The sequence below is a fragment of the Nonomuraea sp. NPDC046570 genome (assembly GCF_040645915.1).
GTDB lineage: Bacteria > Actinomycetota > Actinomycetes > Streptosporangiales > Streptosporangiaceae > Nonomuraea.
In genome coordinates this window covers 1-19655 of sequence record NZ_JBEYZF010000039.1, presented here as the reverse complement: position 1 = coordinate 19655, position 19655 = coordinate 1, and the positions used below count along the sequence as shown (strand labels likewise).

The window sequence follows — 19655 nt, the reverse complement described above, 5'->3', positions numbered from 1 at the left end:
GTTCCGTGGGCAAGCAGGTGACGGAGATGCTCAAGGGCACGCTGGAGGGCATCGTCCTGACGATCTTGTCCGGCCGGCCCGCCTACGGCTACGAGGTCACGGCGTGGCTGCGCGATCAGGGCATCGCCGAGGGCGCCGTCTACGCGCTGCTGGTCAGGATCGAGCAGCGCGGCTTCGTCGACGTGGAGAAAGTCCCGTCGGAGAAGGGGCCGCCGCGCAAGGTGTATTCCCTGAACGCTCAGGGACGGGAGCATCTCACCGAGTTCTGGAGAACCTGGAGCTTCCTCACCGAACGGCTCGAACAGCTCCGCGACGGAGGTGAGTAGCCATGGCCACAGGGTCGAGCGAGCCGAAGAGGGGCTACCGGCAGTACCTGGAGATGGTCACCGGGTCACTCGAGGACAAGAAGCGCTACCGGCAGTACAAGGCGCGCATGGAGCGGCTTCCCGCGAACTATCGCATGGCAGTCGAAGCGCTGGAGCGGTACCTGGTGCACTTCGGGCCGGGGGACGGCGCGGTTGCGATGTACGAGGACCTTGCCGATCTGTTCGAGCAGAGCGCGGCGAACGGAACCCCGATCCGCGAAATCGTCGGGCAGGACCCCGTGGAGTTCGTCGAGGCGTTCGTGCAGAACTACCCGCTGGGGCTGTGGATCAGCCGGGAGCGGAACCGATTCATCAGCGCCATCGAGCGCGCCGCCGGCGGAGACACCGGACAAGAGGACAGGACCATCTGATGACGACACAGCAAGCCCAGGCGATCCGTATGCACCGTCTCGAGAAGCCGTCCAAGACGCCGAACGCGAGCGGGAGGACCACATGACGAAGAACAGCACGTCCTCGACCCGTGCGCAGTGGACCGGTATGGTGCCGGTTGACGACACGGCCCTGGCCGTCACCGACACTGGCGGTCGCGGTATCCCTGTGCTCTACCTCAACGGCCACACCGCCACTCAGGGATACTGGCGGCGCGTCATCGCCGAACTGGGGACAGGGTGGCGGCACATCACCTACGACATGCGGGCCCGCGGCAAGTCGAAGCGTTCGGCGGACTATTCGTTCGAGACGAACCTCCGGGACGTCGATGCCGTTCTCGCGGCCAGAGGTGTGGAGCGGGCGGTGGTAGTGGGCTGGTCCTACGGGGCGTTCGTCGCGGCGCACTGGGCCAGCCGCAATCCCGACCGTACCATGGGCGCGGTCCCGGTCGAGGGCGCGCAGCCGCACGACTGGCTCGACGAGGCCATGGAGCGGCGGATCCGGAAGCTGTTCCGGCGGATGAGGTGGCTCCTTCCGTTGCTGCGCCCGACAGGCCTGACCCCGCGGATGACCGCCGAACAGATCGCCGACAGCAACATCGAGCTCGGCAAGATCGCCCGCGAGCGCCAGTTGGGCCCCGTGCTGGACAACATCACCGTCCCGACCCGGTATGTGGTCGCGTCGGGGGCGTCCCTCGGAAGCAAGGGTGATGAGCAGGAGCGCATTCGCGCCAGCCTCAATCAGGTGGTCGAGCGCAACCCGAACATCAAGATCAGCGCGAAGGTCGCCAGCAACCACGATTTGATCCTCAAGAAGGACTTCCGCGCCGTCGCCGCGGCCGTACGCGAGGTCGCCGCCCTCGACCGCGATCGGCGCTCGAAGACCTGACCAGCTGAGGGACGAACAGTCAGGCAGCGGCCTTCGTCGCTGTCACGGTGAAGACCGTGCGGCACCCCCACCGGCACAGCCTGGCCGACGAACTGGCCCGCGACGCCTCCGGCTACCGCAGGTAGTCCTCGGCCGACCCGGCTGGTCCAAGTCCGGACCCTGATCACCGCCGGCGTGCCGCCGGCCGAGATCGGGACCCTGCTCGACGTCGACGCCGAGCAGTTCGCCGCTGCTGATCGCGCGGCGCGACACGCCGTACCGGCTCGCCGACGGCGACCGGCCCCGGTCCCCGACCGCGCACCCGCAGCTTCTGGACCGGATGCCCGGCCTCGGCTTCACCCCCGACGACATGGCGACCTACCGCGAGGGCCTGGTACTGACCAGAGCGCTGGTCCGGAAGGCTTCGACGACTACCTCACCGCGAACGAGCACGCCCTCGACGACGCCCGGTTCGCCGCCGTGAACAAGCGTCCCTGGGAGGCCGCCGGCTGATCAACCACCACCACGAAGATCAGGCAGCGGCCTGGGCCCGCTCGTCGAGGCCGAACTCCGCTCCGTGGGCCTACCCATGCCGGTCCACCCCGACCTGAGCCATCTACAGACCCCGGGCACCAGCAGGACCGCATTCCACCAGCCGTCCGTTCACTTGAATTTCAAATTCGAAGGAGCACACAACCATGTCCATCACCCTTTCCGACCAGGACAAGCTCACCCTGCGCACCGCCGCGTACGGCGCCGTCTCGCTGATGACCGTCGCCGATGCCACCGGCAAGCCCCACCGGGCCGCCGTTGACGGCTCCATCGCCCTGGGCTCCGGAACCGGCCTGGTCGGTCACGTGCTCGCCACGTATCCCAAGGGCGTGGACCTGAGCGGCAAGTCCGTAGCCGAACTCGCCGACCTCGTGCTGCCGGCCCTGACGGCGGCCATGAGCCTGCTCAAGAAGCAGGCTCCGGCAGAGGCCGACAATTTCCGCAGCACCGTCATCGTCGCCATCGAGGCAGCCGCCCGCACCCACCGGGGCGTGCCCAGTCCCACCCTGACGGACATGATCCGCAAGATCATCGCAGCCCTCGACGCCGCCTGACGGCAAGCCGACCCGCAGTTACCGCTTGTCAGGCAGAGCGCGAACCAGGCCACACCAAGCAAGACGAGCAGGGAAACCGGCCAGAGCACGCCGAGCTCACGCCCGATTCCCGTGCGTCGCTCATCAAGCCATGAGCGCCACGTCGGAGCGGGGCTCACAAGATCGAACACCTACGCAAGGAGATTCATGATGGGAAACAGCAGCAGCGGCTCCACGGACTCGCCGGACCGTGCCCCGTCGCGACGTTCAGTTCTCGGAGCGTTGGGCGCCGTCCCGCTGGCGGCCGGTGCTCTCGTGGCAGCGTCGGGAAGCGCCGAGGCGAGCACCGCTGTCTCGACCACCGCTGTCTCGACAGCCTCTGGCCCGATCCCCAAGAGCCCGAGCTCTGGAGGGGCCTCCTTCTCGAAGACGGGGCTGCGCAGAGTGCGCGAGGTGCTCGCGCGGCATGTCGAGTCCGGGAAGATTCCCGGACTCGTCGCCCTGGTCAGCCAGGGCGGGCAGACGCACGTCGAAGCGATGGGGACGATGCGCGCCGAAGGTGGCGCGCCGATGCGCCGGGACACGATCTTCCGGATGGCCTCCACCACCAAGCCGGTCGCGATGGCGGCGGCGATGGTCCTGCTGGATGAGTGCAAGCTGCGGCTGGACGACCCGGTGGAGCAGTGGCTGCCCGAACTCGCCAATCGGCAGGTGCTCAAGAAGATCGACGGCCCGCTGAACGACACCGTCCCGGCGCAGCGGCCCATCATCGTACGGGACCTGCTGAGCTCCACCTTCGGGCTCGGCTTCGATCCGACGGTGCTGGGCTCTCCGATCATGACCGCGGTATTTGGGCAGCTCTACGGCGGGGGAGAGAACCCAGTCCTCAAGCCGGACGAGTGGATGCGCCGCCTGGGCACGCTTCCGCTGATGCACCAGCCCGGAGAGCACTGGCAGTACAACATCAGCCACGATGTCCTCAGCGTGCTCGTCGCCAGAGTCACGGACAAACCGTTCGAGACGTTTCTGCGCGAGCGCGTCTTCGAGCCGCTGGGCATGAAGGACACCGGCTTCCACGTACCCGCCGGCAAGATCGACCGGCTGCCGCCCAGCTACGCCCCCGACCCGAAGACCGGAAAGCTCATCGTGTGGGACGAGGCGGCAGGCGGAAGGGTCAGCAAGCCTCCGGCGTTCCAGTCCGGCGGCGGCGGGCTGGTCTCCACCGTCGATGACTATCACGCCTTCTTCCGGATGCTGCTCAACGGCGGGATGCACGGCAACCAGCGGATCCTGTCCCGGCCAGCCGTCCAGCTGATGACCACCAACCGCATGACACCCGAGGAGACAGCTCTCCGAACCGCCCTGGCCAAGAAATACGTCCATGTGTCGTTCGGCCAAGGGCAGCAGGGCGGCTGGGGCTTCGGAATGGCGGTGCGCACCTACCGCGCCGACTACACCTCCATCGGCCAGTTCGGCTGGGACGGCGGAACCGGCACCTCAACCTACGCCGACCCCGACAACCAGCTCACCGGAATCCTGCTCACCCAGGTCGGCATGTCCACCCCGGACTCGGCACGGGCCATCCACGACTTCTGGACCACGCTCTACCAGGCAATCGACGACTGACACCGAACCGTCTCGGCCCCGTAACCCCGATACCCCGGGCACCAACGGGACCGCATTCCAAACAGATCCAAGGAGCACGCCGGCTCGCTCACCCTGGCCGACGCCCGCCGCCGGGCATCGTGCCGTGATCAAACCCGCGCCGCTGTGCCGGGCCGTGCCCGGCTGGCTCGACCCCTCGATGCCTTCGCCATCGACACCGCTGACAGCGCCGTGACCTGCCCGGCTGGGCCAACGCCGATCGCATCCTCACCATTCGCCCGCGCCACGACGAGCTGGCCGCTGTCGGTCGGCGCACTCGCCGCCACCTCCGCGTGCTCCGCCGGCCGCCGCCGATCTGGCCAGCAGACCTGTACTGACAAGCCAAAACTCACCATGCCGCCATTGATGGCAACAACCAGCCCAGAAGGGGTGCACATGTCCAACTCGCAACGGCGAGGGTTCCTCGCCGCAGTCACACTCGCGATCCCGCTCGTGGTCGCCGGTCCTCCCGCCGCGTCCGCGGCGGAGAAGCCGAAGATCGAAGTCTCCGGTGGGGTGACGCAGCCGGTCTTCTCCTACAAGGACGCCATCCGTGAGCACGTCCGGGTGCAGTCGTCGGTCGACAGTGACGGCGACGGCAAGAAGGATCTGGTCCGGGTGGACATCATCCGGCCGAAAGAGAGCGGTTCCGGGCTCAAGGTCCCGGTGATCATGCAAGAAAGCCCGTACTACGACGAACCGGGCGTCGGCTTCGAGAATGAGCGCAAGAAATACGACGCGAACGGGAACGTGACGAAGTTCCCGATGTATTACGACAACTACTTCGTGCCGCGCGGGTACGCGTTCGTGTCCGTCGACATGATCGGCACCAGGCTGTCGGAGGGCTGCCCGACCACCTACGGCGCCTCCGACGTGCTGGGCGGCAAGGCGGTCGTCGACTGGCTGAACGGCCGGGCGACCGCCTACGACGACAAGGGCGATCCGGTCAAAGCCTCCTGGACCACCGGCCGTACCGGAATGATCGGCCACTCCTTTGAGGGAGCGCTCGGCGCCGGCGTCGCCGGCACCGGTGTGCAGGGGCTGGAGACGATCGTGAACATCGCGGGCTACACCAGCGGATACGAGACGGCGCGCGCGAACGGCACCCTCACCTGGTTCAAGGGCCTACAGGAATGGCAGGCCAAGCGGGTCGACCTTGATCCGGACGAGAAATGCGCGGCGGTGCACCAGCGCCTGAGCGAGGGCGCGGATGACGCCACCGGCAACTACAACGCCTACTGGCACGAGCGCAACTACCGGACCGGGCCGATCTCGAAGGCGCGCAACATCCGCGCCAGCGTCTTCTCGGTGATGGGCATGCAGGACCGGAACGTGGTGGGCAGCCAGTACTCCGAGTGGTGGGCCAAGCTGCCCCGCAATGTGCAGCGCAAGACGTGGGTGACGCAGTACGGGCACCTCGACCCGTTCTGGGCCCGCCGCGAGGTGTGGCTCAACACCCTGCACCAGTGGTTCGACCACGAACTGATGGGCGTCTCCAACGACATCCTGCGCCAGCCACGCGTCGATGTGCAGCTCGGCCCGGACCGGTGGATCACCCAGGCCGACTGGCCGGCGCGGACGGGGACGACGACCCTGCGGCCGCAGCAGGACGGCTCACTGGACCGCAAGCCCTCGACCGGAACCGGCAGCTACCTCGACACCGCCCAGACCGAGATCGCGATGGCCACCGACCCCGGCGCCACCAATCCCAACCGGCTGGCCTTCCTGACTCCGCCGCTGAAGAACGCGATGCGGCTGTCCGGAACACCGTCGGTGAGCCTGAAGGTCAAGCTGGACAAGCCGACCGCCAACCTGGGCGTCCTGCTCGTCGACTACGGCCAGGACACCCGCATCAACTACCGCGAACGCGGCGCTACGTCCGCGGAAGGCCTCAAGATCATCGGCGGCGAAGACTGCGTCGGCCAGAGCACGGCCGACGACGACGGCTGCTACCTCAGGGCCGCCGACAACACGGCGACCTCCGGCCTCAACGTGGTCACCCGAGGAATCCTGGACGCCCAGAACCACAAGTCCCTGAGCCGCCAGACACCGCTGACGCCGGGCAAGTCCTACCAGATCACCTGGAAGATGCTGCCGCAGGACTACGAGTTCAAGGCAGGACACCGGCTCGGCCTGGTGCTGACCGGAGCCAACGACGACACCAACCTCGATGAGACCGGCACCGGCTCCGGGACCGACGTCGAACCCGGCACCGGGGCCAAGGTCACCGTCGACCTGGCCGGCACGTCGATTTCGCTGCCGCTGGTCAACGGCACATCCATCAAGTAAGAGCAAGATCGATCTACGCGTACGGTCGCGGCCGCCGTTGGCCACGACCGTATGTGTGAGGGCCCAGGCAGCCCTCCCGGACGACCGGGTGCGCGCCGCTGTCACCGCGCTCATGCACCCCTGAGGCACTCCGCTCCAAGCTCAGTACGCCGTGACCCGGTCGGGTTCCGGGGCAGGTGCGGTCGTACGGTGCTGCGGGTGGCCGTCCTTGGTGGGCCGTGGGCGGAGCGGCCACCACATGGCCCTGCCGAGGAGTGCGGCAAGGGCGGGGACCAGCACCAGCGAAAGGACGAGTGCGGAGAGCATGATCCCGAGCGTCATCGCGAAGGCGATCTGCTCGTTGCCCGGGGTCGTGGCGAGGGTGGCGAAGGAGGCGGCCAGCACCAGGCCGGCCGTCGCGATGGCCGGTGTCGTGTGCCGTACCGCGCGGGCCACGGCGGCGCGGGCGGGGCCCGGTTGCCGCATCTCCTCCCGGATCCGGTCGGTGATGAGGATGTTGTAGTCGGTGCCGAGTGCCACGACGAACAGGAACAGCACCAGCGGGAGGGTGTAGCCGACGCCCGGGTTGCCGAGGGCGTGCTGGAACAGCAGCGTGGCGGCGCCGAGGGTCGCGGCGAAGCCGAGCCCGACGGAGAGCATCAGGACCACCGGTGCGAGCAGGCTGCGCAGGAGCAGCAGGAGGATCAGCGCGATCAGCCCGGCCGCGACCGGGAACACGATCTTCAGGTCGTGGTCGACGGCGGTCGAGATGTCGGCGAAGATCGCCGCCGTCCCGCCCACGTGTGCCGTCGTCCCGGCGGGCGTGTGCTGGGCGACCGCGGCCCGGATCGGTCCGGAGGCCAGGTCGCGGGCCTGCTGGCTCTGCGGGTCCGCGGTCGGGTACAGGTCGATCCGGGCGGCGCGGTGGTCCTTGTTCAGGACGGTCCGTGCGACCTGGCCCACGCCCTTGACCTGGGTGAGCGCACGGGAGAGGCCGTCGAGCCGGTCGGCGGTGAGGGTGCCGCCGTCGGTGGCGGTGACGAAGACGCTCGTCGGGTCCGACACGCCGGCCGGCAGCGTACGGGAGATCTCGGCCGCGGTGGCCGCGGCAGGGGTACGGGCATCGGAGCCGCCCCGGCCGTAGTCCATGCTGATGCCGATCAGCCCGGCGGCCAGCGCGGCGAGCAGGGCGACGGAGCCGATCAGCATCGTCAGCGGTCGTCGCGTGACCAGCGTTCCGAAGCGGGCGGCACGGCCCTCGCGCGGCTCGTGGCCAAGGGTCCGGGATGGCCAGAACATCTTGCGTCCGGCTGCCGCGAGCAGCGCCGGCAGCAGGGTGAGGCTGCCGAGCAGCGTCACCAGGACCGCGACGGCGATCGCGGGGCCCATCGAGCGGAACTGCCCGAAGGTCGCCACGCCCAGCGTGGCGAACGCGGCCACGATGGTCAGCGCCGCCGAGGTGATCGCGGTGCCCACCCGGCCGGAGACCTGCTCGGCCGCCTCGCGTGCGGACTGCTCGGGCCGGTTGCGCAGTTGCTCGCGGAAGCGGAACAGCAGGAACAGCAGGTAGTCGATGCCGATGCCGAGCAGGACCACGTTGATCATCCCCGTGATACCCGCGTCGAGCTTGCGCCCGGTGAGCATCGCGCCGCCCGCGACGGCTCCCGTCGCCACGGAGCCGATCATGGCGACCGCGAGCAGCGGCAGCAGGGCCGCCAGCGCACTGCGGAACGCCAGCACGTTGAGCAGGATGATGAGCCCCATGATGAGGGCGCCCCCGACCTTCGCGGCGGTCTCGTGGGCATCGGTGGTGTCGACGGTGTCGGCGAGATCCCCGGTGAAACCAGTGCGCATCCCCGCCTCGGAGAACTGCGTCCGGGCGGCGTCCCGGAAGGTCCGGTAGACGCCCTGGACCCCCTTGTCCATGCGATTCCCGATCAGCTCGACGGAGAGCAGCTCGAAACTCCGGTCGGGCGCCGTCATCGCCGGGGCGATCCGGGGCGTCTGGGAGCGGTCCGGGACCAGGAACTGCGGGCCGTCGTCTTCCCTCGGCATGATCACCCGGCGCTTGGCCAGCTTCGCCGCCTCGGCCTCGACTCGCTTCTGGTCGGCGGAGCTGAGGGCCTTGCCGTCGGACCGGGCGACCAGCACCGTCACGGTGGTGGCGTCGGGGTTCACCCCGAACTGCTCCTGGGCGATGTGCAGCGCGGCGGCCGAGTCATAGCTGCGGGGCAGGAAGTCCCCGGTCTGGTTCTGGGTGACGCGGGCGATCAGTGTCGGGGTCAGGGCGCTCAGCACGACACCCAGCACCGCCCAGAGGGCGATGACCTTCCACGGGTGTCTGGTGGAGTATCCGGTCAGGGCGCGGATCACGATGTCCTCCGGCGGACGGTATTGACTGCGGACGTCTGCCGGGGACTCCCGGCCGGTATCCAGACCATCACTCCGAGGTACGGCAAGCGTCATGGCAGCGGATGATCCGGATCCGGGGCCCTGGGTCCTCCCCCGGCCCTCGACCAGGCCCCTGGTCCTGGTCCTGATCCCGATCGGGGTCGTCCTGGTCCTGGTCCCGATCCGGGTCCTGGTCCGGGTTAGGGGCCGCGAACTGCCGCCGCCGGTGCTGCCCACCGCGGCTACTGTGCAACCCTTTCAGGAGGCCGGGAGGCCGGACACAGGGGGACAAACATGCTCAGGAGCCGACATACCGGGCCAAGCGATGCCCAGGAGTCGCTGCACATGGACCACACCGAGCCGCCGTGGACCCGTAACGACGCACTGGTGACCGGCGGGGCCTGCGCGATGAACCTGCTCAGCTACGTGTTCTTCGACGACCCCGACGGCCAATACGCCGTGAGCGTGGCCGGGTTCCTCCTCGTCGCGCTGGCGGCCATGCCGCTGCTCGCCCGGCGCCGCCACCCGGTGGCGGCGCTCGCCGCCGTCCTGGTACTCGATGCGACGGCCGCCCTGACCGTGCCGCTGCCCAGCCACTTCGGTGCCGTGCTGCTGGTCGCCCTGTACTCGGTCGCCAGGGCCTGCCCCGGTCGGGTGACGGCGCTCGCGGCCGTCGCGACGGTGTCGCTGACGCTGCTGAGCCAGAGCCACGGCCGGATTCCGCCCTGGCAGGACGCCGTTTTCGCGCCCCTGTCCACCCTGATCGTCGTCGGCGCCGCCATGGCGGTCAACCGCTGGCAGCAGGAGGTGGCGGCCAACCGCAGACTCCTCGCCGACCGTGCGGTGGCCGACGAACGCCGCCGTATCGCACGGGAGTTGCACGACATCGTGGCCCACCACATCACCACCATGCAGCTGATGGCCGGTGGAGCCCGGGCCAACCTCGCCGAACCGGAGGTGGTCCGGGACGCCCTGGTCACCCTGGAGTCCTCCGGGCGGCTCGCGCTGCGCGAGATGCGCCAGCTCCTCGACGTGCTGCGGGCCGGCGACGAACCGGAGGCCGTGCCGTCGCTGCCCCAGCCCGGCGTCGACGACCTCGACCGCCTGGTGGCCGAGTCCCGCCTTGCCGGACTGCCGACCGAGTTCAGCGTCCGCGGGCCGCGGCGTCCGCTGCCGCCGACCGTCAGCCTCACGGTGTTCAGAATCGCCCAGGAGGCCCTCACCAACACCCGCAAGCACGCGGGCGCCGCCCGCGCGTCCGTACAACTGACGTACCACCAGGACCGGATCACCATCGAGGTGCGCGACGACGGCGGTGGCACACCGCCGCAGGAGGGGGCACCGGCGGTGGGTTCGGGCGGTTACGGCCTGATCGGCATGCGCGAGCGCGTCGCCCTGTACGGCGGCACCCTCACCGTCGGCCCACAGGCCGACGGGGGGTTCGCCGTGGTGGCCGACCTGCCGCTGACCACGGACGAGGCTGCCGAGGCGGCCGTCCAGCACGAGGGGGCACACCGATGACCGGGACCATGCCGACGCCGCCGATCAGGGTGCTGATCGCGGACGACCAGCCGCTGGTACGGCGCGGCCTGTCGCTGATCCTCTCCCCCGACCCGTCCTTCGAGGTGGTGGGGGAGGCCGAGAACGGCGCGCAGGCCGTCACCCTCGCCCGCCAACTGTGCCCCGACGTCGTGGTGATGGACATCCGGATGCCCGTCCTCGACGGGGTCGGCGCGACCGGGAAACTCGCCGCCACCGTGCCCGACTGCCGGGTCCTGGCCCTCAGCACCTTCGACCTCGACGAGTACGTCGTGGGCGCCCTGCGCGCCGGAGCCTACGGGTTCCTGCCCAAAGACAGCTCCCCGGAGGATCTGAGCGCGGCGATCCGCACCGTCCACGCCGGCGAGGCCGCCGTCGCCCCGCGCCTGCTCACCCGGCTGATCTCCACATACGTACGGGCACCCCGCGATGCGCCGCCGGCCCCCACCGGCCTGGATGAACTCACGCCCCGTGAGGTCGAGGTGTGGCGTCTGATGGCCACCGGCCTCGACAACACCGGGATCTCCCGCGCCCTGGACATCAGCCTCTCCACGGTCAAGAACTACATCACCAGCATCTTCGACAAGCTCGCCGTCCGCGACCGCGCCCAGGCGGTCATCGCGGCCTACGAATCGGGCCTGGTCACCGCCCGCACAGCAGCCGGGGACCCACCCGACGACGGGCACAGCGGAACAAGTGGGCGCTGAGTCATGTGCGCGAGTTGCGGATGGTCAGGCGGCCGTAGGTGAGCTCTCCGGTGAGGTGAACGTGCAGCTTGCCGGGACGTCGATGGTCCGGCGCCTTGCAGGTCACGCTGCCCCATTCGGTTCGCACCCCGTCGGCGTTCGCGCTGGCGCCGGCGGGCAGGATGATCGCTGCGGGGCCGTACGTGAGCCAGAGTTCGATGTCGATCTCGGGGTGTCGGATGAGGGCTTGGGACAGGTCGAGCCGCACTTTGCCGTATTCGGAGTCGATCCGTAGTAGGCGCGGGACCCGCCAGGCGCCCTCTCTCTTGATGCGTCCGCTTTTGGGCGTCAGGTGGACCGTGTCGACCGTCAGGTCGGAGATCATCGCGAGCAGGTCGTCGTGAGACTGCGCGGTGAGCGCCAGTTCGAGTCGCCGTTCCAGCTCACTGGCGCTGAGGCGTCCGTCGGCGAAGCCGTCCTGCAGCAGGTGGAGGGCCTTGTCGCGATCGTCGTCGGAGACTCGCGCCTGTGGTGCCAGGCCCATCGCCGGTTCGCGCGGGATCACTGGCTGACGGCTCTCTTGTACAGCCGCGTGGCGAGCGGCACGAACACGACCAGGAGCACGAGCGACCACAGTATCGACGCCGGCACCGCGTGCTGCAGCGGCCAGGCGCTGGGTACGGGCATGGCCGGGCTGGTGTTGCCGAACAGTTCGCGCGTGCCCTGGATGAGCGTGGAGATCGGGCTCCATTCGGCGATCACCTTCAGTGGCCCGGGCAGGCGCGCACTGTCGACGAAGGCGTTGGACAGGAAGACCAGCGGAAGCGACACGATGGTGGCCACGTTGTTGAACACCTCGGGCGTGCGCAGGGCCAGCGCGACCGTCGCCGTCACCCAGGAGAAGGCGTACGCGAACAGCAGCAGCACCAGGAATCCGAGGGCCGCTTCGAGCGGCGAGGTGTGGATGCGCCATCCGACGAGCAGCCCGACGAGCGCCATGGTCACGATGCTGGTCACATTCGTGATCAGGTCGCTGAAGGTCTGGCCGGTCAGCACCGCCGAGGGTGACATCGGCAGGGTGCGGAACCGGTCGAAGATGCCTTTCTGCAGGTCCAGTGTGAGGGTGTAGCCGGTGATCTGCGCGCTGGTGGTGATCGTCATGACGAAGATGCCGGGGAGCAGGTATTCCGTGTACGACATGCCGGGCAGGTCGATCATGCTGCCGAAGACGTAGGCGAACAGCAGTACGAGCACGATCGGCAGCAGGACCACGCCGCCGAGCAGGTCGGGTGCTCGCTTGATCTTCAACGCGTTGCGCTTGGTGATCGTCATGCCGTCGGCGAGTGCCATCTGCAGGGCGTTCATCGCACGGTCTCCTTGATCTTCTCGTCGGCCTCGTGTCCCGTGAGGGTCAGGAACACGTCGTCCAGGGTCGGCCGGCGTAATCCGGCATCGAGTACGGTGATCCGCTCGGCGGCCAGGTGGCCGAGGGCCGTGGTCAGCGCGGCGGCGCCGCCGGTGACCGGGATCGTGGCCCGCAGGGCGGTGGCGTCGAACTGCATGTCCCCGACGGCCAGCGGCGCCAGCGTCCACCTGACGGTCTCCAGGTCCGCCGCGCTCGTCACCGACAGCTCGATCCGGTCGCCGCCCACCTGGTCCTTGAGCTCGTCGGCGGTGCCGAGCGCGATCACGTGGCCATGGTCGACCACGCCGATGCGGTCGGCGAGCCGGTCGGCCTCCTCCATGTACTGGGTGGTGAGCAGCACCGTCGTGCCCGCCGTGACGAGTTCGGAGATGACGTCCCACAGGCTTGCACGGGCCCGTGGGTCGAGACCGGTCGTGGGCTCGTCGAGGAACAGCACCGGCGGGCTGACGACCAGCGCGCCGGCCAGGTCGAGGCGGCGTCGCATGCCTCCGGAGTAGCCCTGCACCGGGCGGTCGCCCGCCTCCGTCAGGTCGAAGCGCTCCAGTAGCTCGCGGGCACGCTGCTTGGCTCGCTTGACGCCCAGGTGGTAAAGGCGGCCGACCATCTCCAGGTTCTCGGCGCCGGTGAGGTGGTCGTCGACGGCGGCGTACTGGCCGGACACCCCGATGTGGGCGCGCAGCCGGCGCGCGTCGCGTACGACGTCGAACCCGGCCACCTTGGCGTGCCCGGCGTCCGGTTTCAGCAGCGTGGTCAAGATTCGCACGGTGGTGGTCTTGCCGGCTCCGTTCGGGCCGAGGAGCCCGAACACCGTGCCCTCGGGAACGGTCAGCTCCATTCCGTCGAGGGCCACCACGTCGCCGTACTTCTTGACCAGGCCCTCGGCCACGATCGCGTCTGGCATGGGAATCTCCTTAGGAACGATGAATGACGATGTCGCCGTGGGCGGTGTGCGCCCGCACCTCGACGACCTGGTCGGACTGACCGGGGCCGTCGCTGGGGTCCAGGGAGACGTCCACGGTGCCGTACTGCGAGCTCACATCCAGCCACGTGGCGGAGCCCTCCCGGATTCCGAGCTCCAGGCCGCCGCCGGTGGTCTCCATGACGACCGAGCCGGACACCACCTCGCCGATCCGCACGCTGCCGTAGGCGGTCTTGGCGACGACGCCGGCCAAGGCGCGATCGACGGTGCAGTCGCCATGGGCGGAGTTCAGCCGCAGCTCACCGGTCACCTCGCGCAGGCGGATCTCGCCGTGTGAGGTCTTGACCACCGCCGTGCCGTCGATCTTGCCGATGCGGATGTCGCCGTTGGTCGTGGTCACCTCGGCGTGCCCGGCCGCGCGGGTGACCGAGATGTCGCCATGGGCCGAGCTCAGCCGCAGCCGGCCGGCCTGCTCGACCTGGATGTCGCCGTAGGAGGTGGTGAAGCTCACCTCGCCGAGCGCGCCCCGGCAGCGGAAGCTCGCCGCCGTCTTGGCGTCGACGCGGGAGCCCGCCGGAAGCTCGATCGTCACGTCGACCGAGCCACCCCAGCCGAGCAGCAGCGAACGCGCCCAGTCCGCGGGCGACTCCACCAGCTTGTCGAACGAGAAGCCCCAACCGGACGTCGAAGTGGCCCGATCCTTGACCGCCCGCACCAGGAGCCTGCCGTCGGCGTACTCGACCTGGGTGTGCTCGGCGGCGTGCACGTCGGCGTCGCTGAGCCCGTCGCTCGGGCGGATCTCGACGACGGTGTCGGCGCGGTCACTCGCGTTGATCCGGACATTGGCGGTCGCCACGTCGATGACGGCGAGAATCGGTTCTGGGCTGTCGAAGGTCGGCATTGCGGTCCCCTCCTTACGAGTTGGCGTGGCCATCAGCGCACCCAGCCGCTGTAGCGATTACCGGACTGCTGGGTCGCGCGCCGGGCGGCGCGGCGGCCGGCGTCGCCCGAGTCGAGTGCCGCGGCGACGGCGCGGACCAGCCAGGCGTTGACCGACAGCCCGTCTCGGGCGGCCGCCTCCTCGATGCGCGGCTTGAGGTGCTCGGGGACCCGGAGCGAGATCCGGGAGGTCCCGCCCTCGTCGACGTCCGCGGGTGGTGGCAGGGCGGGCGGTCGCTCGTACCGCTCGATCTCGTCCTCCCCCTCGAACGGCCGTCCGGCTCGTGGTGTCACGACGAAGCCGGGGTCGCGTCCACGCAGGCGTACCTCGACCGAGCCGGGTGCGAGCTCCTGGGTGATCTCGTCCGCGGCGGCGGACAGGGCCTCCAGCAGGGCGAGCCGGGTGGCCGACTCGAGCGTCGCGGCGAGGCGCTCGGCAAGCGCGCGAGCTTCCTCGCCGCCCGCCCCGGCGGCGATGGCTAGTTCGCGGCGGAGGTGATCGACATACGGCGCGAGATCCATGACGTCACTATGACATCACCATGACATCATCGCAATCCCGATTCGATGCCGAAAGTGATGCCACACAGGCGTCACGAGAGCGGCGACGTCGACTTGCGGGTGGGCTTCGTCCGCCGGCGAGCTGTTCGACTACGCGACCATCGCCCCCGGGACGGAAAGTCGCAGAAAGTAGCAATTACGTCACTGGTGGGGGAAGGTGGTGGATCTCTGTGGCGATAGCACACCTGAGTGACGGCGATCGATTGTAGGACGCGGATGCAACCGCTGTGGTGTCCGTGACAACGATCGGAGCGTGGTCATGTCCAGTGAGTTCCAGCGCCACAAGATCTCCAACGTGTTCCACATGATGGACGCCGACCACAACGGCGTCCTGGAGGAATCGGACTTCGCCGCGCTGGCCGAGCGGTGGGCCTCCTACCGGGAAGGAACCGACCGGTGCCTGGTCCAGGCGCTGATGATGGGCTGGTGGGCCACCCTGCTGGCGGCTTCCGACGAGGAGGCCGACGGCGAGGTCTCCCTGGAGGGGACACTGCGGGTCGTCGACCGGCTCGGCGACATGACCGCCTCCGTCGAAGGCACCGCCAAAGCCATGTTCGAGATCATCGACGAGAACGGCGACGACCTGATCTCGACCGAGGAGCACCACCGGCTCATCGAGGTGTGGAACGGGTTCCCGATCGACACCGAGGCGACCTTCCCACTGCTCGACCTGGACGACGACGGATACCTGACCAAGGAGGAGTTCATCCTGCTGTGGAGGCAGTTCTGGGTGGGAGACAACCCGGACGACCCCGGTACCTGGATGTTCGGCCGCTTCGAGTTCCCCGGAGCGCGCGTCGGGTGACGCAGGTCGTCGCGGCCGAGCCGGTCACCCTGGTTGGTTGTCGGGATCCAGGTCAGCGGTGATCATCTCTAGCACGGTGGTGTAGAGGTGTCGTTTGTCCGGGCGGGCCTTGCCGACGGCGTGCCTGAGGGCAGGGATTGTCGGCGCGCCGAGGAGCACGAGCCCGTCGGAGGTGGCCCTTCGGACGGCGGGGTGGGAGTGCGTGAGCAGGTCGACCAGTGCGGGGATGGCTGGCTTCCACGCCGCATGGCACAAGGTCTTGACCGCCGAGCGCACGATGTCGGGTTGCCGGTCGTCCAGCAGCAGCGAGGTCTGTACCAGGTAGTCCTCGTACTTCATCACCTTGCGGGAGATCCGGTGGGCGTGCAGCCGGACTCTCGCCTCGGGATGGCCGAGCGATTCCGCGAGTAGTTCCCCGAGCTCGGGATCGCGATCCGCTGGCTGGTCCGCGTCGTGTCGGCGCAGGCGGGCGGGGGCGTCGTCGTAACGCGCGGCGAGCAGGGTCAGCGCCCGGCGGACCTGCTCGGGGCCGCCGGTACGGGCCAGGCGGAGCAGTTCCGCCCGAGACGGCTGTTGTTCCCGGGCGGCCGCTCGCGGGACAAGGGTTCGGAGTGCCGAGAGGGCGGCGATGTCCTGCTGGGCCGCATGGGGAGGGCGTAGCGGCCCTTCCGCCAGCACGATTTTGTCGGCCAGGTCGTCGCGTCCTTCTTCGCGTAGCCGCCGGCGCGCCCGTACCAACGTGGGGGTATGCAGCAGCGCAACGCCGGAGATGAGATCGAACAGGCCCCAGGCTCCGGCTTCGAGACGGTCGGACAGGGTCTCGGCCAGGACGTCGGGGGCCGCCTTCCGCAACGCCCGCTCGGCTGACGCATGAAGGGAGGGTCCACCGTGTTCCCACCATGACAACAACAGGGGGATGAGTCGTTCCACGTCCGGCGGGTCCAGATGGGCGGCGACGCGGGCAATCCGTTCGCAAGCCGCGTCGTCGCCGGAGCCGACCTCGCGCAGTTCGGTCTCGCCCATGAGGGTCAGGGCATGCGCGAGATCCGCGGTGACGGTCAGGTCAACCTGCCCGTGGAGGAAGGCACGCAGCACCGTGAGCCGGAACTGGGGTTCGGGCCAGCTCAGCAAGGCACCGGCCGCGGCTTCGCGTTGATCCTGCACGGGATCGTCCAGCATCTCCAGCAGGCGTTCGCGCCGGACCGCTGAGCGGGGTTGGTCCCGATCACAAGGTACAGACGCGGATCGGCGGGCGTCCTCCGCGATAGTCCACGATGGCGCGTCGAATGGCTGCAGCTCGATCATCCAGTCCAGCAGGACATCGCGCACCTCCGTACCGGCCGCCGGGAAGACGCCGATCAGTGCGTTGAGCCGGTCGCGCGAATCCGCTGGGTGTCCGGCGCGGGCGTCGTGTCCGTGGGGGACCTCGTCAGAGTCGAGACCGTCTACGGGCAGGTCGGCGACGCGGAATCGCCGGAGGGTGTCGGGTGTGCGGGCGGCCGCAGCGAGGGCCTCCCGCCATCGGCGTACGGCGGGGCGCTCGGGCGCCTCTGCGCTGCCGCTCGATGCGGCGGCGGTGACCGGTCGCGGACGCCCGAAGGCCTCCCGCAGCGTCTCCTGCTCGGCCAGCCACGGGTTCGCGCCCGCGCGGGCGGCGGCCAGCGCCCGCCCGAGATCGGTGCGGGTCAGCACTGCGCCGCATCGGCGCAGCAGCACAAGCGCGGACCGGCTCCCCGCGGCCTCCGGCGGCAGCGCGCGAATCCGCGCGACGATGTCGAACGCGTCGGTGGAGGACAGCCGCACGACCGTGTCTTCCAGCAGTGTGAGGAGACGGTCGCGGTGGGCGTCGCCGATTCGTGGAGGCGACCACCGAGGTCACCGATGGCCGCGACGACTTCCGGCGGCACCGTCGGTTCGCCACTGCCGCTGCCGCCGGACGCGCCCGGCGCCCAGGAGGCCGCGAGGTCGGACACGACCCGCAGCAGAAGGTCGGCGATGGCGGGCACCGTACTGGAGCTGCCGTTGCGTGCCAGCGTGCACAGGGCGGCCACAGGCTTGTCCGGGTCCAGGCCCGCGCGGCCGCCGGTCGGGGTCCTCGGTGAGATGCCACAGCACTTCCAGAGCCCGGTGGCGAACCGGTCGCAGGTAGGACACCACAGTGCCGCCGGCGTTTCTGCCGTGTGGCCCGTCCAGGCTCAGCCCGTCTCGCAGCGCCGTGACCGCCCAGGCTCCGCCCACGGCTTCAAGAGCCTCCAGCGCCGCCACCGGTGACCGTGGCAGCGCGGCGATGACGGCCTCCTCGGCGGCCGTATGGCGCAGCGCGCGGATCGCTCGCAAGAACGGTCGTGGATCCGGCGCGGTACGCAGCAGATCAGTGACCTTCTCCCCCACCGGCAGATCCCCGGTGCCCTGAGCAGCCAAGGCGACCAGGAGTTCCAGCCGCCGTGGCCAGTGCGGATCGTCCACGGCCGCCGTCATCAGCTCCTGGAGCGTCTCGCGCCGGCACGTGAACAAGATGGTGGCGACCTCGCCCGCAGGGACCGAGTGGTCGGCGATGGCCAGACTCACGATCCCTGGTGCGTCATCGCCTGCTGGGAAGTGCCCACGCCGGTGCAGGCCGCGCAGACACCGGACGAACGGCCCGGCGAACAAGAGCGGGTCGGTGGCGGCGATGCCCGCGAGGTCGCGGATGTCGTCGTGGCTCGCAAGGTCCCCGAGCAGCTCCAGCGCGCGCCGTCGGAGCGCCGGGAGCCGATTTCGGTCGGCGGCCACGTCGCGGAGCACGTCCTGATGCCCGTGCCGGGCTGCGGCTTCGATCGCCGCGTCCACCGAGTCGGGCCCGGTCTCGAGCAGTCGGTACAGGAGCTCTGGTGGCAGCGGATTCAACGCGGCCCAGGGCTCTGACAGCTCACACAGCGCTGCCGCGGCGAGGTCGGCCGCGTCTAAGGCGGGTTCCCCGGCGACCGATCCGGCGAGCCTCACCACGAGCGTCCGGGCTCGTGCCGGTGCCAGCAAACCGGCGTGTACGGCCTCGCGAGTAACCCGCAGAGCCTCCGCCCGCAACACAGGATCGAGCCGGTCCGACAACTCCCGGGCAAGACTCTCCGGCTCGTCCACGTCAGCCGCGCCGATCCCACGGACGGCCTGGTAGAGCAGTTCGCCCACGGGCTCGTCCCGCAGGGTCTCCGGCCGGTCAGCGATCTCGGCGCTCAGCCAGGCGATGCGGACCCTGGTCGGTAGATCCTCCCCGCGCCACTCCGGCCAGGGCCGGGGCCGGACGTAGGCTCGCAGTTGGAGGTAAAGGCGCGCCAAGACCAGCGCCGCCTCCGGCGGACCAGCCAGCGAGCCCGGCAACGACGCCGCGAACCCGGCCAGCTCGGAACGATCTTCATCTCGTCTCACATCAAGGCGTTCGGCCAGGCATACGAGGCCCAAACCCCGCAGTCGTGGATCCTCATGCCTGATAAGAAGCTGCAGGATGGCCGGCGGACACCTCAACGGATCAAGGCTGGTTGATAGCCGCTCCGCATCAGCGCGGCGTATGGCGGTAAGGACCGCATCGTCGACCGCCGACAAGCGCAATCAACTCCATCCGGGTCATCAAATGGCGCCAAGCGTAGCGAAACGGCCTCCACACCCGACGAGCCGAAGGGCTCCGCGAAGACCCAGGCCCATCTAGTGGGATGACCACGAACGTTCACCGGGTCGGGTGAGACACCGATCCGGGGTGCGCGGTGGCGGGTTGATCGGTCACTCTCGATGGCGACAGG

At 69.4% G+C, this 19655-nt stretch carries 17 protein-coding genes; 9 read left to right on the top strand and 8 right to left on the bottom strand.

Annotated features, from left to right (window positions below):
• The first annotated feature begins 5 nt into the window (after positions 1-5).
• The 6 genes from ABZ911_RS36690 to ABZ911_RS36665 all read left to right on the top strand — a co-directional run bounded on the left by ABZ911_RS36690 (position 6) and on the right by ABZ911_RS36665 (position 6640).
• Positions 6-326 carry a PadR family transcriptional regulator gene (locus ABZ911_RS36690; protein ID WP_358066991.1) on the top strand — a complete coding sequence of 107 codons (321 nt, stop codon included), beginning with the start codon at positions 6-8 and terminating at the stop codon, positions 324-326.
• A 2-nt stretch (positions 327-328) separates the two neighbouring features.
• The gene (locus ABZ911_RS36685; protein WP_358066988.1) at positions 329-736 is read left to right on the top strand and encodes a DUF1048 domain-containing protein; all 408 of its coding nucleotides are present in this window, start codon (positions 329-331) and stop codon (positions 734-736) included.
• An 82-nt stretch (positions 737-818) separates the two neighbouring features.
• Positions 819-1643: an alpha/beta hydrolase gene (locus tag ABZ911_RS36680; RefSeq protein WP_358066985.1), complete on the top strand. Its 825-nt coding sequence runs from the start codon at positions 819-821 to the stop codon at positions 1641-1643.
• Positions 1644-2320: 677 nt separating this feature from the next.
• Complete coding sequence (locus ABZ911_RS36675) at positions 2321-2728, top strand: hypothetical protein (protein WP_358066982.1); 408 nt, start codon at positions 2321-2323, stop codon at positions 2726-2728.
• A gap of 432 nt (positions 2729-3160) precedes the next feature.
• Positions 3161-4333 (top strand): serine hydrolase domain-containing protein, encoded by a 1173-nt coding sequence (locus ABZ911_RS36670; RefSeq protein WP_358066979.1) that lies wholly within the window; start codon positions 3161-3163, stop codon positions 4331-4333.
• Between the two features lie 414 nt (positions 4334-4747).
• Positions 4748-6640, top strand: coding sequence for a CocE/NonD family hydrolase (locus ABZ911_RS36665; protein ID WP_358066976.1), 1893 nt, complete (start codon positions 4748-4750; stop codon positions 6638-6640).
• 141 nt (positions 6641-6781) lie between these two features.
• Here ABZ911_RS36665 and ABZ911_RS36660 read toward each other — a convergent pair whose 3' ends face one another.
• Positions 6782-8992, bottom strand: coding sequence for an MMPL family transporter (locus tag ABZ911_RS36660; RefSeq protein WP_358066973.1), 2211 nt, complete (start codon positions 8990-8992; stop codon positions 6782-6784).
• Positions 8993-9355: 363 nt separating this feature from the next.
• Here ABZ911_RS36660 and ABZ911_RS36655 point away from each other — a divergent pair, with 363 nt between their 5' ends.
• Entirely contained in the window at positions 9356-10531 is a 1176-nt protein-coding gene (locus ABZ911_RS36655) for a sensor histidine kinase (RefSeq protein ID WP_358066967.1), read from the top strand.
• A complete protein-coding gene (locus ABZ911_RS36650) occupies positions 10528-11256 on the top strand; it encodes a response regulator transcription factor (RefSeq protein WP_358066964.1) in 729 nt (242 codons plus the stop codon). Before ABZ911_RS36655 ends, ABZ911_RS36650 begins: the two co-directional genes overlap by 4 nt.
• A gap of 1 nt (position 11257) precedes the next feature.
• On the opposite strand, the gene ABZ911_RS36645 is transcribed toward ABZ911_RS36650, so the two are convergent.
• Genes ABZ911_RS36645 through ABZ911_RS36625 form a run of 5 tightly spaced genes read right to left on the bottom strand, consistent with a single transcriptional unit; the run spans position 11258 to position 15041 of the window.
• Entirely contained in the window at positions 11258-11800 is a 543-nt protein-coding gene (locus ABZ911_RS36645) for a DUF1707 domain-containing protein (RefSeq protein ID WP_358066961.1), read from the bottom strand.
• The gene (locus tag ABZ911_RS36640) at positions 11797-12600 is read right to left on the bottom strand and encodes an ABC transporter permease (protein WP_358066958.1); all 804 of its coding nucleotides are present in this window, start codon (positions 12598-12600) and stop codon (positions 11797-11799) included. Before ABZ911_RS36640 ends, ABZ911_RS36645 begins: the two co-directional genes overlap by 4 nt.
• The gene (locus ABZ911_RS36635) at positions 12597-13562 is read right to left on the bottom strand and encodes an ATP-binding cassette domain-containing protein (RefSeq protein WP_358066955.1); all 966 of its coding nucleotides are present in this window, start codon (positions 13560-13562) and stop codon (positions 12597-12599) included. Before ABZ911_RS36635 ends, ABZ911_RS36640 begins: the two co-directional genes overlap by 4 nt.
• Positions 13563-13572: 10 nt before the next feature.
• Entirely contained in the window at positions 13573-14481 is a 909-nt protein-coding gene (locus ABZ911_RS36630; RefSeq protein ID WP_358066952.1) for a DUF4097 family beta strand repeat-containing protein, read from the bottom strand.
• Positions 14482-14513: 32 nt separating this feature from the next.
• The gene (locus ABZ911_RS36625; protein WP_358066949.1) at positions 14514-15041 is read right to left on the bottom strand and encodes a hypothetical protein; all 528 of its coding nucleotides are present in this window, start codon (positions 15039-15041) and stop codon (positions 14514-14516) included.
• Positions 15042-15339: 298 nt separating this feature from the next.
• Here ABZ911_RS36625 and ABZ911_RS36620 point away from each other — a divergent pair, with 298 nt between their 5' ends.
• Positions 15340-15885, top strand: coding sequence for an EF-hand domain-containing protein (locus ABZ911_RS36620; protein ID WP_358066946.1), 546 nt, complete (start codon positions 15340-15342; stop codon positions 15883-15885).
• 24 nt (positions 15886-15909) lie between these two features.
• Here ABZ911_RS36620 and ABZ911_RS36615 read toward each other — a convergent pair whose 3' ends face one another.
• Both ABZ911_RS36615 and ABZ911_RS36610 read right to left on the bottom strand, forming a co-directional pair.
• On the bottom strand, positions 15910-17688 hold the full coding sequence (locus ABZ911_RS36615; RefSeq protein ID WP_358066944.1) for a HEAT repeat domain-containing protein: 1779 nt from the start codon (positions 17686-17688) through the stop codon (positions 15910-15912).
• Between the two features lie 72 nt (positions 17689-17760).
• Positions 17761-19287 carry a hypothetical protein gene (locus tag ABZ911_RS36610; protein ID WP_358066942.1) on the bottom strand — a complete coding sequence of 509 codons (1527 nt, stop codon included), beginning with the start codon at positions 19285-19287 and terminating at the stop codon, positions 17761-17763.
• Between the last annotated feature and the right edge of the window lie 368 nt (positions 19288-19655).